General features: G+C 61.3%; 13 protein-coding genes. 11 read left to right on the top strand and 2 right to left on the bottom strand.

What is annotated here, in order from left to right; translation table 11 throughout:
* Window positions 1–92 precede the first annotated feature (92 nt).
* The 11 genes from GT019_RS07465 to GT019_RS07415 all read left to right on the top strand — a co-directional run bounded on the left by GT019_RS07465 (window position 93) and on the right by GT019_RS07415 (window position 13,984).
* Window positions 93–1,088, top strand: coding sequence for a Gfo/Idh/MocA family protein (locus GT019_RS07465; RefSeq protein ID WP_161742438.1), 996 nt, complete (start codon window positions 93–95; stop codon window positions 1,086–1,088).
* Between the two features lie 2 nt (window positions 1,089–1,090).
* The gene (locus tag GT019_RS07460; RefSeq protein ID WP_161742436.1) at window positions 1,091–2,164 is read left to right on the top strand and encodes a Gfo/Idh/MocA family protein; all 1,074 of its coding nucleotides are present in this window, start codon (window positions 1,091–1,093) and stop codon (window positions 2,162–2,164) included.
* Window positions 2,165–2,332: 168 nt separating this feature from the next.
* Window positions 2,333–3,343 carry an SDR family oxidoreductase gene (locus GT019_RS07455; RefSeq protein ID WP_161742434.1) on the top strand — a complete coding sequence of 337 codons (1,011 nt, stop codon included), beginning with the start codon at window positions 2,333–2,335 and terminating at the stop codon, window positions 3,341–3,343.
* 411 nt (window positions 3,344–3,754) lie between these two features.
* Window positions 3,755–5,083 carry an ABC transporter substrate-binding protein gene (locus GT019_RS07450; protein ID WP_161742432.1) on the top strand — a complete coding sequence of 443 codons (1,329 nt, stop codon included), beginning with the start codon at window positions 3,755–3,757 and terminating at the stop codon, window positions 5,081–5,083.
* A 116-nt stretch (window positions 5,084–5,199) separates the two neighbouring features.
* Window positions 5,200–6,087, top strand: a complete 888-nt coding sequence (locus GT019_RS07445) for a carbohydrate ABC transporter permease (protein WP_161742430.1) — start codon at window positions 5,200–5,202, stop codon at window positions 6,085–6,087.
* On the top strand, window positions 6,075–6,917 hold the full coding sequence (locus GT019_RS07440) for a carbohydrate ABC transporter permease (RefSeq protein ID WP_407945066.1): 843 nt from the start codon (window positions 6,075–6,077) through the stop codon (window positions 6,915–6,917). Before GT019_RS07445 ends, GT019_RS07440 begins: the two co-directional genes overlap by 13 nt.
* A 37-nt stretch (window positions 6,918–6,954) precedes the next feature.
* Window positions 6,955–8,775, top strand: a complete 1,821-nt coding sequence (locus tag GT019_RS07435; protein ID WP_161742426.1) for a cache domain-containing sensor histidine kinase — start codon at window positions 6,955–6,957, stop codon at window positions 8,773–8,775.
* Window positions 8,776–9,552 carry a response regulator transcription factor gene (locus tag GT019_RS07430; protein WP_161742425.1) on the top strand — a complete coding sequence of 259 codons (777 nt, stop codon included), beginning with the start codon at window positions 8,776–8,778 and terminating at the stop codon, window positions 9,550–9,552. It abuts the gene before it with no gap.
* 12 nt (window positions 9,553–9,564) lie between these two features.
* Entirely contained in the window at window positions 9,565–11,412 is a 1,848-nt protein-coding gene (locus GT019_RS07425; RefSeq protein WP_161742423.1) for a glycoside hydrolase family 35 protein, read from the top strand.
* Window positions 11,413–11,666: 254 nt separating this feature from the next.
* The gene (locus GT019_RS07420; RefSeq protein ID WP_161742421.1) at window positions 11,667–12,833 is read left to right on the top strand and encodes a Gfo/Idh/MocA family protein; all 1,167 of its coding nucleotides are present in this window, start codon (window positions 11,667–11,669) and stop codon (window positions 12,831–12,833) included.
* Window positions 12,830–13,984 (top strand): trans-sulfuration enzyme family protein, encoded by a 1,155-nt coding sequence (locus GT019_RS07415; RefSeq protein ID WP_161742419.1) that lies wholly within the window; start codon window positions 12,830–12,832, stop codon window positions 13,982–13,984. The genes GT019_RS07420 and GT019_RS07415 overlap by 4 nt, the downstream gene beginning before the upstream one ends.
* 237 nt (window positions 13,985–14,221) lie before the next feature.
* Here GT019_RS07415 and GT019_RS07410 read toward each other — a convergent pair whose 3' ends face one another.
* Window positions 14,222–15,322: a GerAB/ArcD/ProY family transporter gene (locus tag GT019_RS07410; protein ID WP_161742418.1), complete on the bottom strand. Its 1,101-nt coding sequence runs from the start codon at window positions 15,320–15,322 to the stop codon at window positions 14,222–14,224.
* Window positions 15,323–15,324: 2 nt separating this feature from the next.
* A complete protein-coding gene (locus tag GT019_RS07405; protein ID WP_161742416.1) occupies window positions 15,325–16,446 on the bottom strand; it encodes a Ger(x)C family spore germination protein in 1,122 nt (373 codons plus the stop codon).
* Between the last annotated feature and the right edge of the window lies 1 nt (window position 16,447).

Below are 16,447 nucleotides of genomic sequence, written 5' to 3'. Positions count from 1 at the left end.
CGCCGCAGCAAGATCGCCGAGCCCGAAAATGATCGCATCATAGACCGACAGACGCGCCGCCGTTTCATATTACGATTTGGAGGGACGCTCGAATGCTAAATGTAGCCATGTTAAGCAAGTGGCATGTTCATGCGGAAGGGTACGCGAATCACCTGCAATCACTTGGAAACGTTAACATTACGGCCGTATGGGATGAAATCGCCGACAGGGGGAGCGCTTGGGCGTCACAGCTCGGAGCGGCTTATGAATCCGATCTCGATGCGCTGCTGAAGCGAAGCGACGTGGATGCCGTCGTCGTCGACGCGCCCACGAGCATGCACGCCGACGTAATGATCGCCGCCGCGAACGCGGGCAAGCATATCTTCACGGAGAAAGCGATGGCGCTGACGGTCGCGGAATGCGACCGGATCTCGGAGGCCGTGCGGCGGGCCGGGGTCAAGTTCTGCATCTCGTTCCCGGCGCGGACCAGACCGCCGCAGCTGCTCGCCAAGCAGCTGCTCGACGAAGGGCTGCTCGGCGCGGTGACGCTGCTGCGCATCCGCAACGGCCATGACGGGGCGCTCAACAATTGGCTGCCCGAGTATTGGTACGACGAGAAGCAGGCGGGCGGAGGCGCGATGATGGATCTCGGCTGCCATCCGATGTATCTCGCCAGCTGGCTGCTCGGACAACCGAAACGGATCACTTCGATGTTCAGCCATTTCACCGGCCGGGCCGTGGAAGACAACGCGCAGTGCTCGATCGAGTTCGCGAACAACGCGGTCGCGCTGCTGGAGACGAGCCTCGTCACCTACCAGACGCCTTCGGCCTTCGAGCTGTACGGCACGGAAGGCACGCTGATCGCCTCCGGGGAGAACGTCCGGTTCATCTCGAAGCACGCGGATTCCCGGCTGCCGGGCTGGATCTCGCTCCGCCTGCCCGAGGCGCAGCCGCTCCCGCTCACCCAATGGGTGGACGGCATCCTGAACGACGGGCCGATGCCCTTCGGGCTCGAGGACGGCACGAAGCTGACGGAGCTGCTCGAAGCGGCGTATATCGCGCACCGCGAGCGGAGAACGGTCGAGTTCAAGCAGCCGGGAGGGAACTGAGCATGCGGACGATCAAAGTAGGCATCATCGGCTGCGGCATGATCGCGAACGGGAAGCACATGCCGAGCCTGGCCAAGGTGGACAACGCGGAGATGGTCGCTTTCTGCGACCTGAACGAGGAACGCGCGCGCGCGGCCGCCGACAAATACGGGGCGCCCGGGGCGAAGGTGTTCACCGACTACAAGCAGCTGCTCGCCATGGAAGAGATCGAAGTGGTCCACGTGCTGACGCCGAACGTCTCGCATGCGTTCCTCTCCATCGATGCGATGGAAGCGGGCAAGCACGTCATGTGCGAGAAGCCGATGGCAAAGACCGGGGCCGAAGCGAAAGCGATGTACGAAGCCCATGTCCGGACCGGGAAGAAGCTGTCCGTCGGTTACCAGAACCGCAGCAAGGCGCAGTCCCAGCTGCTGAAGCGGATGATCGACAACGGCGAGCTCGGCGAGATTTATTACGCCAAGGCGGTCGCGACCAGACGAAGAGGCGTCCCGACCTGGGGCGTATTCCTCGATAAGGAGAAGCAGGGCGGCGGACCGATGATCGACATCGGCACCCACTCGCTCGATCTTATCCTCTGGCTGATGAACAACTACGAGCCGGAGAGCGTGACGGGCAGCGTGTTTCATAAGCTGAAGCATACCGAAAACGCGGCGAACGAATGGGGCTCCTGGGATCCCGAGGAGTTCGAGGTGGAGGATTCCGCCTTCGGCTACGTGAAATTCAAGAACGGCGCCGTCGTCTCGATCGAGACCAGCTGGATGCTCAATATCGCCAAGTCGGAGGGCTCGTATCTGTGCGGCACGAAGGGCGGCGCGGATTTCAAGGACGGCCTGCGCATCAACGGGGAGCGGGACGGCAACTTGTTCGTGAACGTCATCGACGTCGATCCGAAGGCCAGGGAGCGCTTCAGAGGCGAAGACCTGACGGACTTCGAGTACGAAGCCAGGCAGTGGATCGACTGCATCGCGAACGACACGGAGCCGCTCGTCAAGCCGGAGGAAGCGATGGTCGTATCGGCGATCTTGGAAGCCGTTTACATCTCCGCCGAGACCGGCAAGCCGGTATACTTCGACTAAGCGGCAGCCGGGCAAGCCGGCGCCAGGCGCGGCAAAGACGAGGCTGGCGGAGGCGAATAAACAAAGGTTAAGCCGGCAGGCGAAGGGGAGGGCGCAGCAGCGTCCGCCCCTTCTTTATGCCGGACGTCGCCCTACGGGCGGCATTCATCATGCAAAGGAGCGATAGCGGTGAAAGTATTGTTTATCGGCGGAACGGGCTTGATCAGCACGGCGGCCTCGGAGCTGGCGGCGCGGCAGGGGATGGAGCTCTATCTCCTGAACCGCGGACGCCGGGAAGCCTTCGTGCCCGAAGGAGCCAACGTGCTTCACGGGGACATTCGCGACCGGGCGGCCATGGAACGGCTGCTCGAGGGGAAGCATTTCGACGCGGTCGTGGATTGGATCGCCTTCAAGCCCGAGGATATCGAACGGGACGTCGAGCTGTTCGCGGGGAAGACGAATCAGTATATTTTCATCAGCACGGTAGCCACGTATCAACGGCCGCCCAGCCATTATATATTCGATGAGTCGGCGCCGCAGCATAACCCGGGCTGGCAATATGCTGTCGACAAGATCGCCTGCGAGGAGCGGCTGATGCGGGCGTATCGGGAAACGGGCTTTCCGGCGACGATCGTCCGGCCCTCGCACACGTACGGCGAGACCGCGATTCCGTTCGCGATCACGAGCGGAGCGCATCCGTGGACGCTGATCGACCGCATCCGGAAGGGGAAGAAAATCGTCGTGCCCGGCGACGGCACCTCGCTGTGGACGATCACCCACAATACCGATTTCGCCAAAGGGCTGGTCGGCTTGCTGGGCAATACCCAAACGCTCGGCCAGGCGTTCCATATCACGTCGGACGAAGTGAAGACGTGGAACCAATACCTGGACGCGATCGGCCAGGCGATCGGCGCGAAGCCGCAACCGATTCATATGACGTCGGCCTGCATCTCGTCGTTCCTGCCCGAGTTCAAGGCGGGGCTGTTCGGAGATGCGAGCAACAGCTACGTCGTCGACAACCGGAAAATCAAACGCTTCGTGCCCGGCTACGAGGCGACGACGAGCTTCGAACGGGGCATCCGGCAATCGATCGCGTATTTCGAAGCGCATCCGGAGCTCCGGACGATCGACGAGGCATTGGACGCCAGGATGGACCGGATGATAGCCGCCTACGAGAATTTTTTGGCGGGCATCGAATGAACGAATCTCACTAAGCTTGCGTACGCCGGCCATGGACGCGATTGTCCGTGGCCGGCGTATTTTAGTCGCGTTAAAGGGGACTCGGTAGGATTGGCCGCGGTCCGTGCGTTATGATAAGTCGAGGCGGATGCTTCAAGCGGCAATGAGCGCGGAGGAAGGCGGCGGACAGGGCATCCTATATATTAGTGCGGAGATATGTTAGTAATTATAACATAATGACGGCAATTTCTTGGAGATGGAAATGATTGCGAATCATGTAAGCGAGACCAATGGAGCGAGAATGACGGGCTGCTCGTCCAACAAACAAAAATTGACTAATAAAAACAAAATCAGGCCATTTGAATGTGAATTAAATTTACATACTATGGAGTTAGGCAATAACCTATCAGCAAAAGCGGGGAGAGAACACAGATGAACAAAAATGTTGCGTTAAGTCTCGTCATGACGCTTGGCGTCGGCTTGCTGGCCGGCTGCGGAAGCTCGAACGGCAACGACTCGAACACGAACGCGGCGAATGCGCCGTCCGCGGACGCGGGCAATGCCGGCACGAACGCAAACGGCGCGAACGCCGGCGGCGAAGCCGACAGCTCGGCGCTCAAGGGCACGATCACCTGGGCGACGCACCGCACCGAGCTGGTCGACACCGACCTGAAGAAGTACGTCGACGCGTTCGAAGCCAAGTACCCGGGCACGGAAGTGAAGATCGAAGGGCTGAAGGACTACGAGCAGACGATCCGCGTGCGGATGGCCGCCAACGAGCTGCCCGACGTGCTCTCGCTCGTCGAGACGACGAAGGCCGATCTGCCGAAGTTCTACGAACCGCTCGACGACCTGGGCCTCGACGACAACATCTATTTCAAGGACTACAACTCCTACGACGGCAAGCTGTACGGCATCACGCAGCAGGTCGCGATCAACGGGCTGCTGTACAACAAGAAGGCGTTCGAGAAGGCCGGCATCACGGCGCCGCCGAAGACGCTGGACGAGCTGTACGCCGACGCCGACAAGCTGAAGACCGCCGGCATCGTTCCGATGGCGACCGCCTTCAAGGACGGTTGGACCCTGCAGTACTGGACGGATCCGGCCGAGTTCATCTACGGCAGCACGAAGCTGCGCAACGACAAGATCAATTCGGATACGCCGTTCACCGTCGACGGCCCTTACGGCCAAGGGCTCGGCATTCTGAAGAAGCTGTTCGACAGCGGCGACCTGGAGAAGGACGTCTACTCGGCGACCTGGGATCAGACGCAGAAGGATCTGGCTTCCGGCAAGACCGGCATGATGTACATCGGCAACTGGGCGATCTCCAACCTGCTGAGCAACGGCCTGGCGCTGGAGGATATCGGCTTCGCGCCGATGCCGTACGACAACAGCGGCACGGTCAAAGGCATGATGCGCAACGACTGGGCGTACGCCGTCAGCTCCACGAGCAAGAACAAACCGCTCGCCAAGGCGTTCATTAAATTCATGATCGAAGAATCCGGCGACTATAAGGACCACATGATCATCTCGCCGTTGAAGGACCAGCAGGCGACGCTGACGCCGATCACCGATTTCATGGCGTTCAAGCCGGAGATGCTCGAAGCGCAGGCGGTGAGCGAGGACGTGACCGCGATCGAGAACAAGATGCAGTTCGATCCGTTCAAGTTCATCCAGGAAGTGACGGTCAACAAGATGCAGGAAGTATTCGACGGCTACAACAAGAAATGGCAGGCGGCCAAGGCGGCCGTAGGCAAGTAAGAACGGCAGTTCACAACGCCGCGCGCGGCTGACAAACCGACGATACGGATGTCCGAGCAATCGGATCATCCCTATTGTCGTCCTCGGCCCGCGCGGCACGAAAGGAGTCGAATCGGATGGTCAACGGCATGTCGTACGCGCTGCAGAAGAGGATTCTGATCATCCTGTTCCTGCTGGTGCCGATCGCGCTGCTTGCCGTATTCGCGCTGTATCCGGCGCTCTACCTCGTCTACCTCAGCTTCATGAGCTGGGACGGCTACAGTCCGGACAAGACGTGGGCGGGCATCGGCAATTACAAAGAAGTATTCGCGAACAAAGAGATCTGGGGAGCGTTCCTGCACAACCTCGTTTATCTGGGCTGGGGACTGCTTCAGAACGCGCTCGGCCTGTTCTTCGCGATCATGCTCAACTCGAAGGTCAAGGGCCGCAACGCATACCGGGTATTGCTCTTCATGCCCTATATCATGAACGGCGTCGCCGTCGCGTACATGTTCAACTACGTGTTCAATTCGGAGTACGGCTCGTTCAACACCCTGCTGCACGGCATCGGGCTCGATTCGCTCGCCATCAGCTGGTTCGGATCGCCCAAGGCGGTCAATCACGTGCTCGGCTTTATTACGCTGTGGAAATTCATGGGCCTCAACATGGTCATCTACTTGGCCGCCCTGCAATCGGTTCCGTCGGAAATCATCGAGGCCGCGCGCATGGACGGCGCTTCCCGCCTGCAGACGACGCTGCGCGTCGTGCTGCCGAATATTACGAAGGTCATCGAGCTAAACCTGTTCCTCACGATCATCGGCACGCTGGAGATCTTCGACCTGCCGTTCATCCTGACGGGAGGCGGACCGCTCGGCGCGAGCGACACCTTCCTGACGAAGACGATCGATACGGCATTCAAATTCAACAATTTCGGCATGGCGTCGGCGATGAGCGTGACGCTGATCACGGCCGTCATCGTCGTGCTCGGCCTGCAGAGACTGGCAACCCGGAGGTGGTCGGATTGAACGCCGCCGGATTCCGCCCGCTCTCGCTGATCCAGCATTTGATTCTATGGGCCGCCGTCGTCGTGATCGTGTTCCCGCCGTCGGTGCTCGTGCTGAACGCCTTCAAGACCAAGACGGAATTCTCCCAGACGAGCGTCTTCAAGCTGCCGGACAACTTCCTGAACTTCGACAACTTCGGCTCCGTCATCACCCGGGCCCATCTGGACCGGGCGTATCGCAACACGCTTATCATCATCGTCGCCGCGGTCATCGGCAACGTGCTGCTGGGCACGATGGTCGCGTATATCCTGGGACGCTTCGACTTCAAGCTGAAGAAAGCCGTCCTGGGCGCTTACATCGCGGTCTCGTTCATCCCGACGATCACGACGCAGGTGGCGACGTTCACCGTGATCAACAATCTGCATCTCTACAACACGCTGTGGGCGTCGATCGTGCTGCATCTGGGGACGAACGTGCTGCAGATCTTCATCTACCTGCAGTTCCTTCGCAACATCCCGCGGGAGCTGGACGAGGCGGCGATGATGGAGGGCGCGTCCTTGTTCCGCATCTACCGGACGATCATCTTCCCGCTGCTGACGCCCGCGACGGCGACGATCGTCATCATCAAGACGATCGATATCTACAACGACATGTTCATCCCGTACCTGTACATGCCGTCCCAAAACCTGACGGTCGTCTCGACGAGCCTGATGCATTTCTCCTCGGAGCGCAGCACCGAATGGGAACTGATGTCCGCGGCGATATTGCTGATCATGGTGCCGATCGTCGTCGTCTACTTGTTCTTCCAGAAGTACGTGTTTGCCGGAATCGTGAACGGTGCAGTAAAATAACTGTACTCGCAGGCGGCGGACACAAGGGGGAACGGACATGAGAGGCAGCATACGCGGAACGGTTCGCAGGACGGGAGAACGATTGTGGGTGTTCTTCGCCAACCTGAACATGCAGCAGAAGCTGCTCATCGTGTTCCTGACGCTGGTCTGCCTGCCGCTGTTCATGATCGGCTATGCTTCTTCCTATTATTATACGCGCTCGATCAAGGCGACCACGACCGCGTACGCGACCGAGATCACGTCCAAGATGCTGCTCAAGCTGGACGATTACGTGACCGATCTGTATAACATGTCGGCGATGCCGCTGTACAACAAGGAATTTCTGAATTGGCTGTCCGACCCGGGCACGAGCCTTGCCAAGTCGCAGGGGATGGACCTGTATATCAGCAATCTGAACAAAATCAAGCCGGACACGGTGTCCGTCTACGTGTTCGACAACTACGGGAATATCAGCTACAACATCAAGTCCGGCGGCAAGCGCAGCAACCTGGACCAGGTGAAGGACGAATGGGCGGCGATCGCGGCCAAGGGCGACGGCAAGCCGATGCTCCTAAGCACGCAGGAGGTCTCGGCCGGCAAGGAAAACTATTACGCGTTCTCCGTCATCCGCGAGCTGAAGCAGGTCAAGGATCTCAGTCCCATCGGCTTCATCGTCTTCGATACGAACACCACCGCCATCAACCGGCAGATCGAGGATTTCGATCAGGTGACGAAGGGCAAGACCATCCTGGTCGACGAGCATGACCGGGTCGTCTTCGACAGCGAAGGCGCGCAGACGACCCACGACCTGTCCGGCGACGAGTCGATCCGCAAGGCGACGGCCGAACGCGGCTCGTTCCCGATCGAGATCGACGGCAGGAAATACATCACGACGTACGCCAGGTCGGCCTTGACCGGCTGGAAGATGTTCGTCTACATCCCGCTGGCGGAAGCGACCAGCCAGGCGACGGTCACGCGCAACGTTACGCTGCTCATCTCCGCCGTCTTCGTCACGATCGCGCTGCTGATCGCCATCGCGATCTCGTATGCGCTTACCCGCCCGCTCAGCAAGATCAAGACGCTGATGCAGGAGGTGCAGACCGGCAACCTGGACGTGAGCTTCAACCAGAAGTACCGGGACGAGGTCGGGCTGCTGGGCAGGCATTTCAATATCATGGTGACGCGCGTCCGCGATCTGCTCGAGGAAGTGAAGGAGACGCAGACGCGCAAGAAGGAAGCCGAGTACGCGGCGCTGCAGAGCCAGATCAATCCGCATTTTATCTACAATACGCTGGAGACGATCCGCATGAAGGCCGAGGTCAACGACGACGAGGAAGTGGCGGACATGACGTTCACGCTCGGCAAGCTGCTTCGCTACGGCGTCAATCACGCCGAGCAGCGGGTCACGATCGCGGACGAGCTGGACCATCTGAGCAACTACGTCGCGCTGCAAAACAAACGCTTCGCGAACAAATACACGCTGGTCGTGGACATTCCCGAGCGGGAGAGCCGGATCGTCTCGATCAAGCTGATGCTGCAGCCGATCGTCGAGAACGCCATCCATCATGCCTTCAAGCACCGGACGGGACCGGGCACGATCCGGATCGGCGTTCGCCGCGAAGGGGAGACGGCCGTGTTCACGGTTGCCGACGACGGCAGCGGAGTGGACGAGGCGCGGCTGCGGCTGCTTCGGGAGCGCGTCTATGGCCAGGTCCCGCTCGATCCGTCGGGACGGGGCATCGGACTGCACAACGTGCATGAACGGATCAAGCTGCAATTCGGCGAGCATTACGGGCTGCGCATCGAGAGCCGGCCCGGCGAAGGCACGACGGTCGAGCTCGCCATTCCGGCCGGGCGCGGCGGCGAGGAGGCGATGTAAATGCTGAAGGTCATGGTCATCGACGACGAGGAGCACATCCGTCTCGGCATCGTGAAGATATTGTCGCGTTACCCGGGCGAGCTCGAGATCGCCGGCGAGCATGCCAACGGACTCGAGGCGCTGCTGAAGCTCTCGGACATGGGACCGGAGGATCTGGACGTCATCATCACCGATATCGAGATGCCGATGATGGACGGCCTTGCTTTCATCGAGCAGGCCAAGGCGAAGCTGCCCGAGGCGTTCATCATCATGCTGAGCGGCTACAACGATTTCGAATATGCCCGGAAATCGATGCGGGCGGGCGCGGCGGACTACCTGCTCAAGCCGATGGACAAGGTCGAGGTGTTCAAGCTGCTCGACCGCTGCGCGGAGAGCAAGCGCGAACGCGAAGCCGCGAACGGAGCCGTCCGGCCGACGGCGCCGGCCGCCCCGGCGGCGGAGAACGCCGCGGCCGCGACGGCCGACCGCATCTGCCGGCTGATCGACCGGGAATACAACCGCGAGCTGGATCTGCCTTACATCGCGGACAAGATCGGCTTTAACGCGAGCTATATCAGCAAGCTGTTCAGCCGCGAACGGGGCGAGACGATCACCGACTACCTGAACCGGGTGCGCATCGACAAGGCGAAGCAATTCCTGCGCGATCACCCCGGCCTGAAGGTGTACGAGATCGCCCATATCGTCGGCTACGGGGACAAAATATACTTCCAGAAGCTGTTCAAACGAACGGTCGGCATGACGCCAAACGAATATCGCGGCGGCGTGCCCGACAGCTAGGAGCGAGAATCTATGGCCGTATTCGGCATCGAGGGCGACGGCTTCGTCTACGACGGCAAGCCCTTTCGCATCATCAGCGGCGCCATGCATTACTTCAGGATCGTACCGGAGCACTGGGAAGACCGGCTCCGCAAGCTGCGCGCCTGCGGATTCAATACCGTAGAGACGTATATCGCCTGGAACGTGCACGAGCCGCGGGAAGGCGAGTTCCGCTTCGGCGGTCCCGCCGACGTGGAGCGATTCGTCCGCTTGGCGGGAAGCCTCGGGCTGCGCGTGATCCTGCGTCCGAGTCCGTACATCTGCGCGGAATGGGAATTCGGCGGTCTGCCCGCATGGCTGCTCGCCGATTCGGACATGCGTCTGCGCTGCAGCCATCCGCCGTACCTGGCGAAGGTGAAGGCCTATTACGACGAGCTGCTGCCGAGGCTGAAGCCGCTGCTCTGCACGTCGGGCGGACCGGTGATCGCGCTGCAGATCGAGAACGAATACGGCAGCTACGGTAATGACCATAATTATTTGAATTTTCTGAAAAACGAGCTCGAGGACGGCGGCATGGATGTTCCCTTGTTCACGTCGGACGGCTCCGAGGATTACATGCTGCAGGGAGGCACGCTGCCAGGCGTGCTCACGACGCTGAACTTCGGCTCCAAGCCGGAGCAGGCGTTCGCCAGGCTGCGCGAGTATCGGCCGGACGGGCCGCTCGTCTGCATGGAGTATTGGAACGGCTGGTTCGACCATTGGGGCGACGATCATCACGTCCGGGGCTTCGCGGACGTCGTCGACGTGCTGGACCGGATTCTCGCGACTGGCGCGTCGGTCAATTTCTATATGTTTCACGGAGGCACGAACTTCGGCTTCTATAACGGCGCGAACCATATCGAGCATTACGAGCCGACGGTGACGAGCTACGACTACAACGCGCTGCTGTCGGAATCGGGCGACGCGACGGACAAATATTGGGCGATCCGCGAAGTCATCGGACGTTACGCGGAGCTGCCCGAGGACCCGCCCGCGCCGTCCGCGAAGCGCGGCTACGGCGCCGTGCGGATGACGGAGCGCGTCTCGCTGTTCGATTCGTTCGACGTCCTCGGGACCGCGGTGCGGGCGGTCGTTCCCGAGACGATGGAGCGGCTCGGTCAGGATTATGGGTTCATCTGGTACGAGACGGAGCTGAGCGGGCCGCAATCCGGCTGCGAGATCATGCTGCAGGACGTCCATGACCGGGCGACCGTCTACGTGGACGGCGCGTATCGCGGCGTCGCGGAGCGCTGGGGAAGCGATTCGGTCGTCGCGGACATCCCGGCGGCGGGCGCGAAGCTCGGCATCCTGGTCGAGAACATGGGGCGCATCAACTACGGCTCCAAATTGCGCGATCCCAAGGGCATCACCGAAGGCGTCAAGGCCGGCGCGAGGCTGTACAATCAATTTCTGTTCGGTTGGACGATCCGCTGCCTGCCGCTGGACGACCTGTCGGGATTGCGGTTCGGGCCGCTGCCGGACGGAGTGGCGGCGGGCGGTTGCGCCGAGGATCCGATCGATCATGCGGCGAACGGCGTAGGCGCCAAGGATCCGATCGATCATGCGGCGAACGGCTCTCGCGAGGAGGAGCCGGCTTTCTACCGCGGCACGTTCGAGGCGGAGGAAGCCGCGGATACGTTCTTGAAGCTGGGCGGCTGGACGAAAGGCGTCGCGTTCGTCAACGGCTTCAATCTCGGTCGCTATTGGGACAAGGGGCCGCAGCGGACGCTGTACGTGCCCGGTCCGTTGCTGCGCGAGGGAATGAACGAGATCGTCGTCTTCGAGCTGCACGGGACGGACGAGCCGGTCGTGACGCTGCAGGATATGCCGGAGCTCGGTTGAGCATCGGCGGGTTGTATTTGAAATGCGGAGCGGCCGCTGGGCTTGCGCTCCAAGGATCGCATGCGACGGATTATGCATCGAGGTCCGCATGAAAGGAATTGTGCTGCGAGGATAAATGCAGCAAGCATAAAGGCAGCAAGGATAAACAGCAATGAATCGTGCGGCGAGAATCATGTAGGAGGCATCATGCCATAACGATGGCAGGCTGAGGGCCGATAAGCCCTGCAGCCTCCGGGGGAAAGGGGCAACACGAGATGAAGATCGGCATTATCGGCTACGGGACGCGGATGCATTATTTCCTCGATCGGCTTCTGGAGCTGGAGGCGGGCGTGGAGGTCGCGGCGGTCGCCGACCCCGATGCGGGCAAAGCCGCGAAGCTGTTGGCGGAGAAAGGCATCGCCGCTTCCGCGGTGCGTTTCTACGCGGAGGCGGACGAGATGCTGGAGCGGGAGGCGCTGAACGGCGTCATGATCGGCACGCGCTGCTCCCTGCATGCGGAGATGGCGGTCAAGGTCATGCGGCGGAACCTGCCGCTGTTCCTGGAGAAGCCGGTCGGGATCGCGCGCGCGGATCTGCAGCGGTTGACGGAAGCGGCGGAGACGTCGCGCTCGGAGGTCGTCGTCTCCTTCCCGCTGCGCAATACGCCCGCGGCCGTCCTGACGAAGGAAATCGTCGATTCGGGCCGGCTGGGCTCGATCGAGCACGCGCAGGCGGTCAACAACGTCCCCTACGGCGGCGTCTATTACCACAATTGGTACCGCGACGAATCGGAGACCGGCGGCCTGTTCCTGCAGAAGGCGACCCATGATCTGGATTGCCTGAACTTTCTGCTCGGCCTGCGTCCGTTATCGGTCGCGGCGATGGCGTCCAAGCAGGTGTTCGCGGGAGACAAGCCCGCCGGTCTGCGCTGCGCGGACTGCGCGGACAACCGGACCTGCCCGGAAAGCCCGTACGTCCTGAAGCGCAGGGGCGAGGACATCACCGGCGAGCTGTGCGCGTTCGCGGTCGATACCGGCAACCACGATTCGGCCAGCGTGCTGATCCGCTACGAGACGGGCATGCACGCGGTCTACTCGCAGAACTTCTATTCGCGCAAGGCGGCCGCGCGCCGCGGCGCCAGACTGATCGGCTACGACGGCACGGTGGAGTTCGATTGGTACCGGGACGAGGTCAACGTATTCCTGCACGGCACGCCGCGCGTCGAGACCTACAAGCTCGAAGCGGCCAAGCTGCCGCATTTCGGCGGCGACGCCGCGCTGGCGATGAATTTCATCGCCGTCATGCAAGGCCGGGAGAAGTCGGCGACGCCTTTGTCCATGGGCATCGCGAGCGCGCTCATGTGCCTCGAGGCGGAGCGTTCGTCCGTATCGGACGCCTTCCGCGATATCCCGGATGCGCGCGGGGAGCGCGCGGCCCGATGAACGATCCGCGCGCGCTGCATTCGTCCGTCGCGCACGACGGGCATGACGACCGGCATTACGGGGCGGTCCATACCCCGATCTACGATACCAGCCTGTTCACCTTCCCTTCCGTCGCCAGCATGGAGAGGGCGGCTGCGGATGAGGGTACGTACGTCTATTCGCGGGGCAACAACCCGACCGTGCGCGCGCTCGAGAACAAGCTCGCCGAGCTGGAAGGCGGAGAGCGGGCGCGCTGCTTCGCGACCGGGATGGGCGCGATCTCGGCGGCCGTGCTGTCCTCCGTGCGGGCCGGCGAGCATATCGTCTGCGTCGACCAGGCTTACGGTCCGGCGCGGGAGCTCATGGGCGGTTATCTGCGCCGGCTCGAGATCTGGACCACCTTCGTCGACGGCCGCGACCTGGCGGCCGTGGAAGCGGCGATTCGCCCGGAGACGAAGCTGCTGTACCTGGAGAGTCCGACCAGCCTGTTTTTCGAGCTGCAGGATCTGCGCCGCTGCGCGTCGCTGGCCCGGGCCAGGGGCATCCGCACGATCGTGGACAATACCTATGCGACGCCCTGCCATCAGAACCCGCTCGCGTTCGGCATCGACCTGGTCGTCCATTCGCTGACCAAGTATGCCGGCGGCCACAGCGACGCCATGGGCGGAGTCGTCGTCGGCAGCGCGGCGGCGGTGGAAGCCCTGAGCCGCAGCGAGCTTGTGCTGCTCGGCTCGGTCATGCTCCCGCAGACGGCCGCGCTGATCATGCGCGGCTTGCGCACGCTGCCGCTGCGGATGGAACGGCACCAAGCCGGCGGCATGGCCGTCGCCGCTTATCTGGACTCGCTGCCGTTCGTGGACCGGGTCCATTATCCCGGCCTGTCGTCCCATCCGCAGCTGGAGCTGGCGCACGCGCAGATGTCGGGCTTCGGCGGCCTGCTGTCCTTCGAGGCCGGTGACGACCGGGAGCGGCTCGTCCGCTTCGTGGACGCGCTGGACTATTTCCGCATCGGCTTCAGCTGGGGCGGCTACGAAAGCCTGGCCTCGCTGCAGGAAGGCAGGGCCGGTTCGCCGCGGACGAGGCGGCAAGCCGTACGTCTCTACGTCGGCCTGGAGGAGCGCGAGGATTTGATCGGCGATTTGGCGAACGCTTTTCGCGCGGCCGGGTTCTAGCTGGCGGAGCATGACCGTCTATAGCAGAGCCTTAGGCGCGAATTCAAAGTCGAAACGCACGCAAGAAAAGGCCGTCCCGAAAGCCAACTGGCAGGGGGGCGGCCTTTTGCGCGCGGCGCTTCGGAAACGGACGATCTTGGCAGCCATGTGCCGCGAAGATGTGACGCAAAACCGGCGCGGAAGCACCGGTTTTTTTGCGTCGTTCGAGGTCTGGTCCGGCATGCGTTCGGGATGTTCCTAATCGGCCTGCGGCAATCCGTGCAGCCTCGTTTTCTTCACCCAGGCGCCGATCAGCAGCAGGAGCGGGAAAAAGATGGCGTAGAGGGTGTAATAACTGAACAGATAGTCTCTGACCCACTCCACGTTCTCCACGATATTGCGGAACAGCAGCGAATACGCCGAGATGACCCAGATAAGCGGATACGCCACGAAATGCCGCTTCTCGATCTTGAACAATTGACAGATGGCGAGGACGGCGCAGTAGAACAGGATGCTCAGCTTCAGGCAGACGATGAACAGCACGTTGATGGCGAGGATCGTCTCCAGATGCTCGAGGAAGCTGGTGAACTGCATTTCGCGGAAGAGCACGAACACCGGATAGATCAGATGGGAGCTGCGGTTCACCCCGAGGATGCCGATGTTGCACAGCAGGCTTAGCGACAGGATGACGCCGCTCGCGAGAATGCCCAGCAGGTAAGAGGTCTTGAGGCGGTTGCGGACGTAAGGGAACAGCATCATGAGCGAGACGGTCTCCATGAAAGGGAACGCGAAGGCGTATCTCGTATGGACGACCGTCGTCCAGACCGAAGCGATATGGCTCTCGTGGAAGTTTTGCCAATCCCACTGCCGGAGCGTGACGAGGACCGGGACCCAGTAGGCCAGGGTCAGATAAGGCGTCAGCAGCTCGGTCACCATCGCGATGGCGGCGGCGCCCTTCACGACGGCGTAGGCGCAGGTGAAGAGCACCATGATGTTGAAGAAGGCGAGCGGCGTCTGCGGCATCATGCTGGCATGCAGAAAATCGCCCAGATTCCGCGTGACCCACGACGCGATCTGGATGAAGAACAGGATGTAGAACAGCGCGATGACGCCGCCGGCCCATTTGCCCAGCGCCTCCACGGCGATTTCGACCAGGCTTTTTCCCGGAAAGTGGTGCGACAGGTAGAGCCACAGCAGCGCGAGCGCGAGCCCGTAGACGAAAGCCCCGATGCAGACGAGCCAGGCGTACTGCTTCGCGTCGCCGATCATCTGGCTGGTCAGCACGATCCAGGTCGTGCCCGCCGTGAAATAAAAGGTGACCGTGAACATCTGCCAGCCGCTTATCCGTGCTTGTTCCACCTTCAATTCCCCCTTTCGAACGTATGCGGCCCGGTCGTATTGCCGATCGCCGACATGTCGGATTCGACCTTGAACGTCACCTTGACGTGCTTCCAATCCCGAATGCCGCGATCCTGGATGCCCAGCAGATCCCAGTCTTTGTTTGCCGCCATGCGAACGAATGCCTGCGATTCGGCTTCGAATTGGCGATTGAATTTGTCTTCGATGTCCCGGATGTTGCCCCGGGTAACGGGAGTCGTCTGCTGGTTGTTGACGATTCTAAGCGTCGCGCGGATCCGGTACGTCAGGCCGGAAGCGTTGAATTTTCGCCGAACCCGGATATGGCTGGCTTCGACGTCCACGTAATCGCCGTTCACCGTCAGCGTCTCGATGTAATTCGTCAGGTTCTTGTTCAGCAGGAAATAGCGTTGCTTTTCGTCGAAATTCAAGCGTCCGACCATGCGCCCGTGCCGGAACACGGCGCCTCCGACGAACAGGAACGTCTTCTTGCGGATGTCGATGTCTTCCAAGCGATTCGTGTCTTTCGCGGGTTCGGAAGACGTATAGCTGACGATGGGGATGACCATCGGCTTCTTCCGGTACATGCCTTTGGCCAGATCCTTGATCCGAATCGGCTCGTACCCGGTTTCGAATCCTTGGCCGGAAAGATTGATCAGCGACCGAATATAGCGGCCCGGCATGCGCTCGAGGGGGGAAAAGCTGTTGATGATCGTCTCGATCGGACTCCCCGCGATGAGGAAAATGACATTCGTCCGGCGATCCGGGCTGAGCTCGACGAAATTGATCATGTCCGTGATGCCCTGCTTCGCGTAACGCTCCGACAGGATCAGCGCCTGCATATGGGGCATGAACAGGCTGCGGGGCATGATGGTCGTCGTCTGCCTCGTGAACCTGCCCAAGCTGAAGTCCTCGAATTTGAACGTGTAGACCGCGGCTTTGGCGGCGCCGCTTTGCTTGTTCGTCAGCGCGCTCGGATTGATCACCTGATAATAAGCCGTGATCCTGCCCGTCTCGGGATCCTTGTCGGCGGCACCCAGGTTCACGATGGCCAGCTGGTTGATTTCTTTCATGTCCCAGCAGCCCGAGCAGAGCAGGAGACAGATCAGTATGCCGATGATTTTCATG

Origin of the sequence: Paenibacillus glycinis (genome assembly GCF_009909185.1) — a bacterium.
Taxonomy (GTDB): Bacteria; Bacillota; Bacilli; order Paenibacillales; family Paenibacillaceae; genus Paenibacillus_Z; species Paenibacillus_Z glycinis.
This window is presented reverse-complemented; position numbering and strand designations above follow the sequence as displayed.

What these genes read in the sequence shown, in the direction of transcription:
- GT019_RS07435 (WP_161742426.1), top strand. Translation starts at nt 6,955, where the DNA reads ATGAGAGGCAGCATACGCGGAACGGTTCGCAGGACGGGAGAACGATTG.
- GT019_RS07405 (WP_161742416.1), bottom strand. Translation starts at nt 16,446, where the DNA reads ATGAAAATCATCGGCATACTGATCTGTCTCCTGCTCTGCTCGGGCTGC.
- GT019_RS07430 (WP_161742425.1), top strand. Translation starts at nt 8,776, where the DNA reads ATGCTGAAGGTCATGGTCATCGACGACGAGGAGCACATCCGTCTCGGC.
- GT019_RS07450 (WP_161742432.1), top strand. Translation starts at nt 3,755, where the DNA reads ATGAACAAAAATGTTGCGTTAAGTCTCGTCATGACGCTTGGCGTCGGC.
- GT019_RS07460 (WP_161742436.1), top strand. Translation starts at nt 1,091, where the DNA reads ATGCGGACGATCAAAGTAGGCATCATCGGCTGCGGCATGATCGCGAAC.
- GT019_RS07425 (WP_161742423.1), top strand. Translation starts at nt 9,565, where the DNA reads ATGGCCGTATTCGGCATCGAGGGCGACGGCTTCGTCTACGACGGCAAG.
- GT019_RS07415 (WP_161742419.1), top strand. Translation starts at nt 12,830, where the DNA reads ATGAACGATCCGCGCGCGCTGCATTCGTCCGTCGCGCACGACGGGCAT.
- GT019_RS07465 (WP_161742438.1), top strand. Translation starts at nt 93, where the DNA reads ATGCTAAATGTAGCCATGTTAAGCAAGTGGCATGTTCATGCGGAAGGG.
- GT019_RS07445 (WP_161742430.1), top strand. Translation starts at nt 5,200, where the DNA reads ATGGTCAACGGCATGTCGTACGCGCTGCAGAAGAGGATTCTGATCATC.
- GT019_RS07420 (WP_161742421.1), top strand. Translation starts at nt 11,667, where the DNA reads ATGAAGATCGGCATTATCGGCTACGGGACGCGGATGCATTATTTCCTC.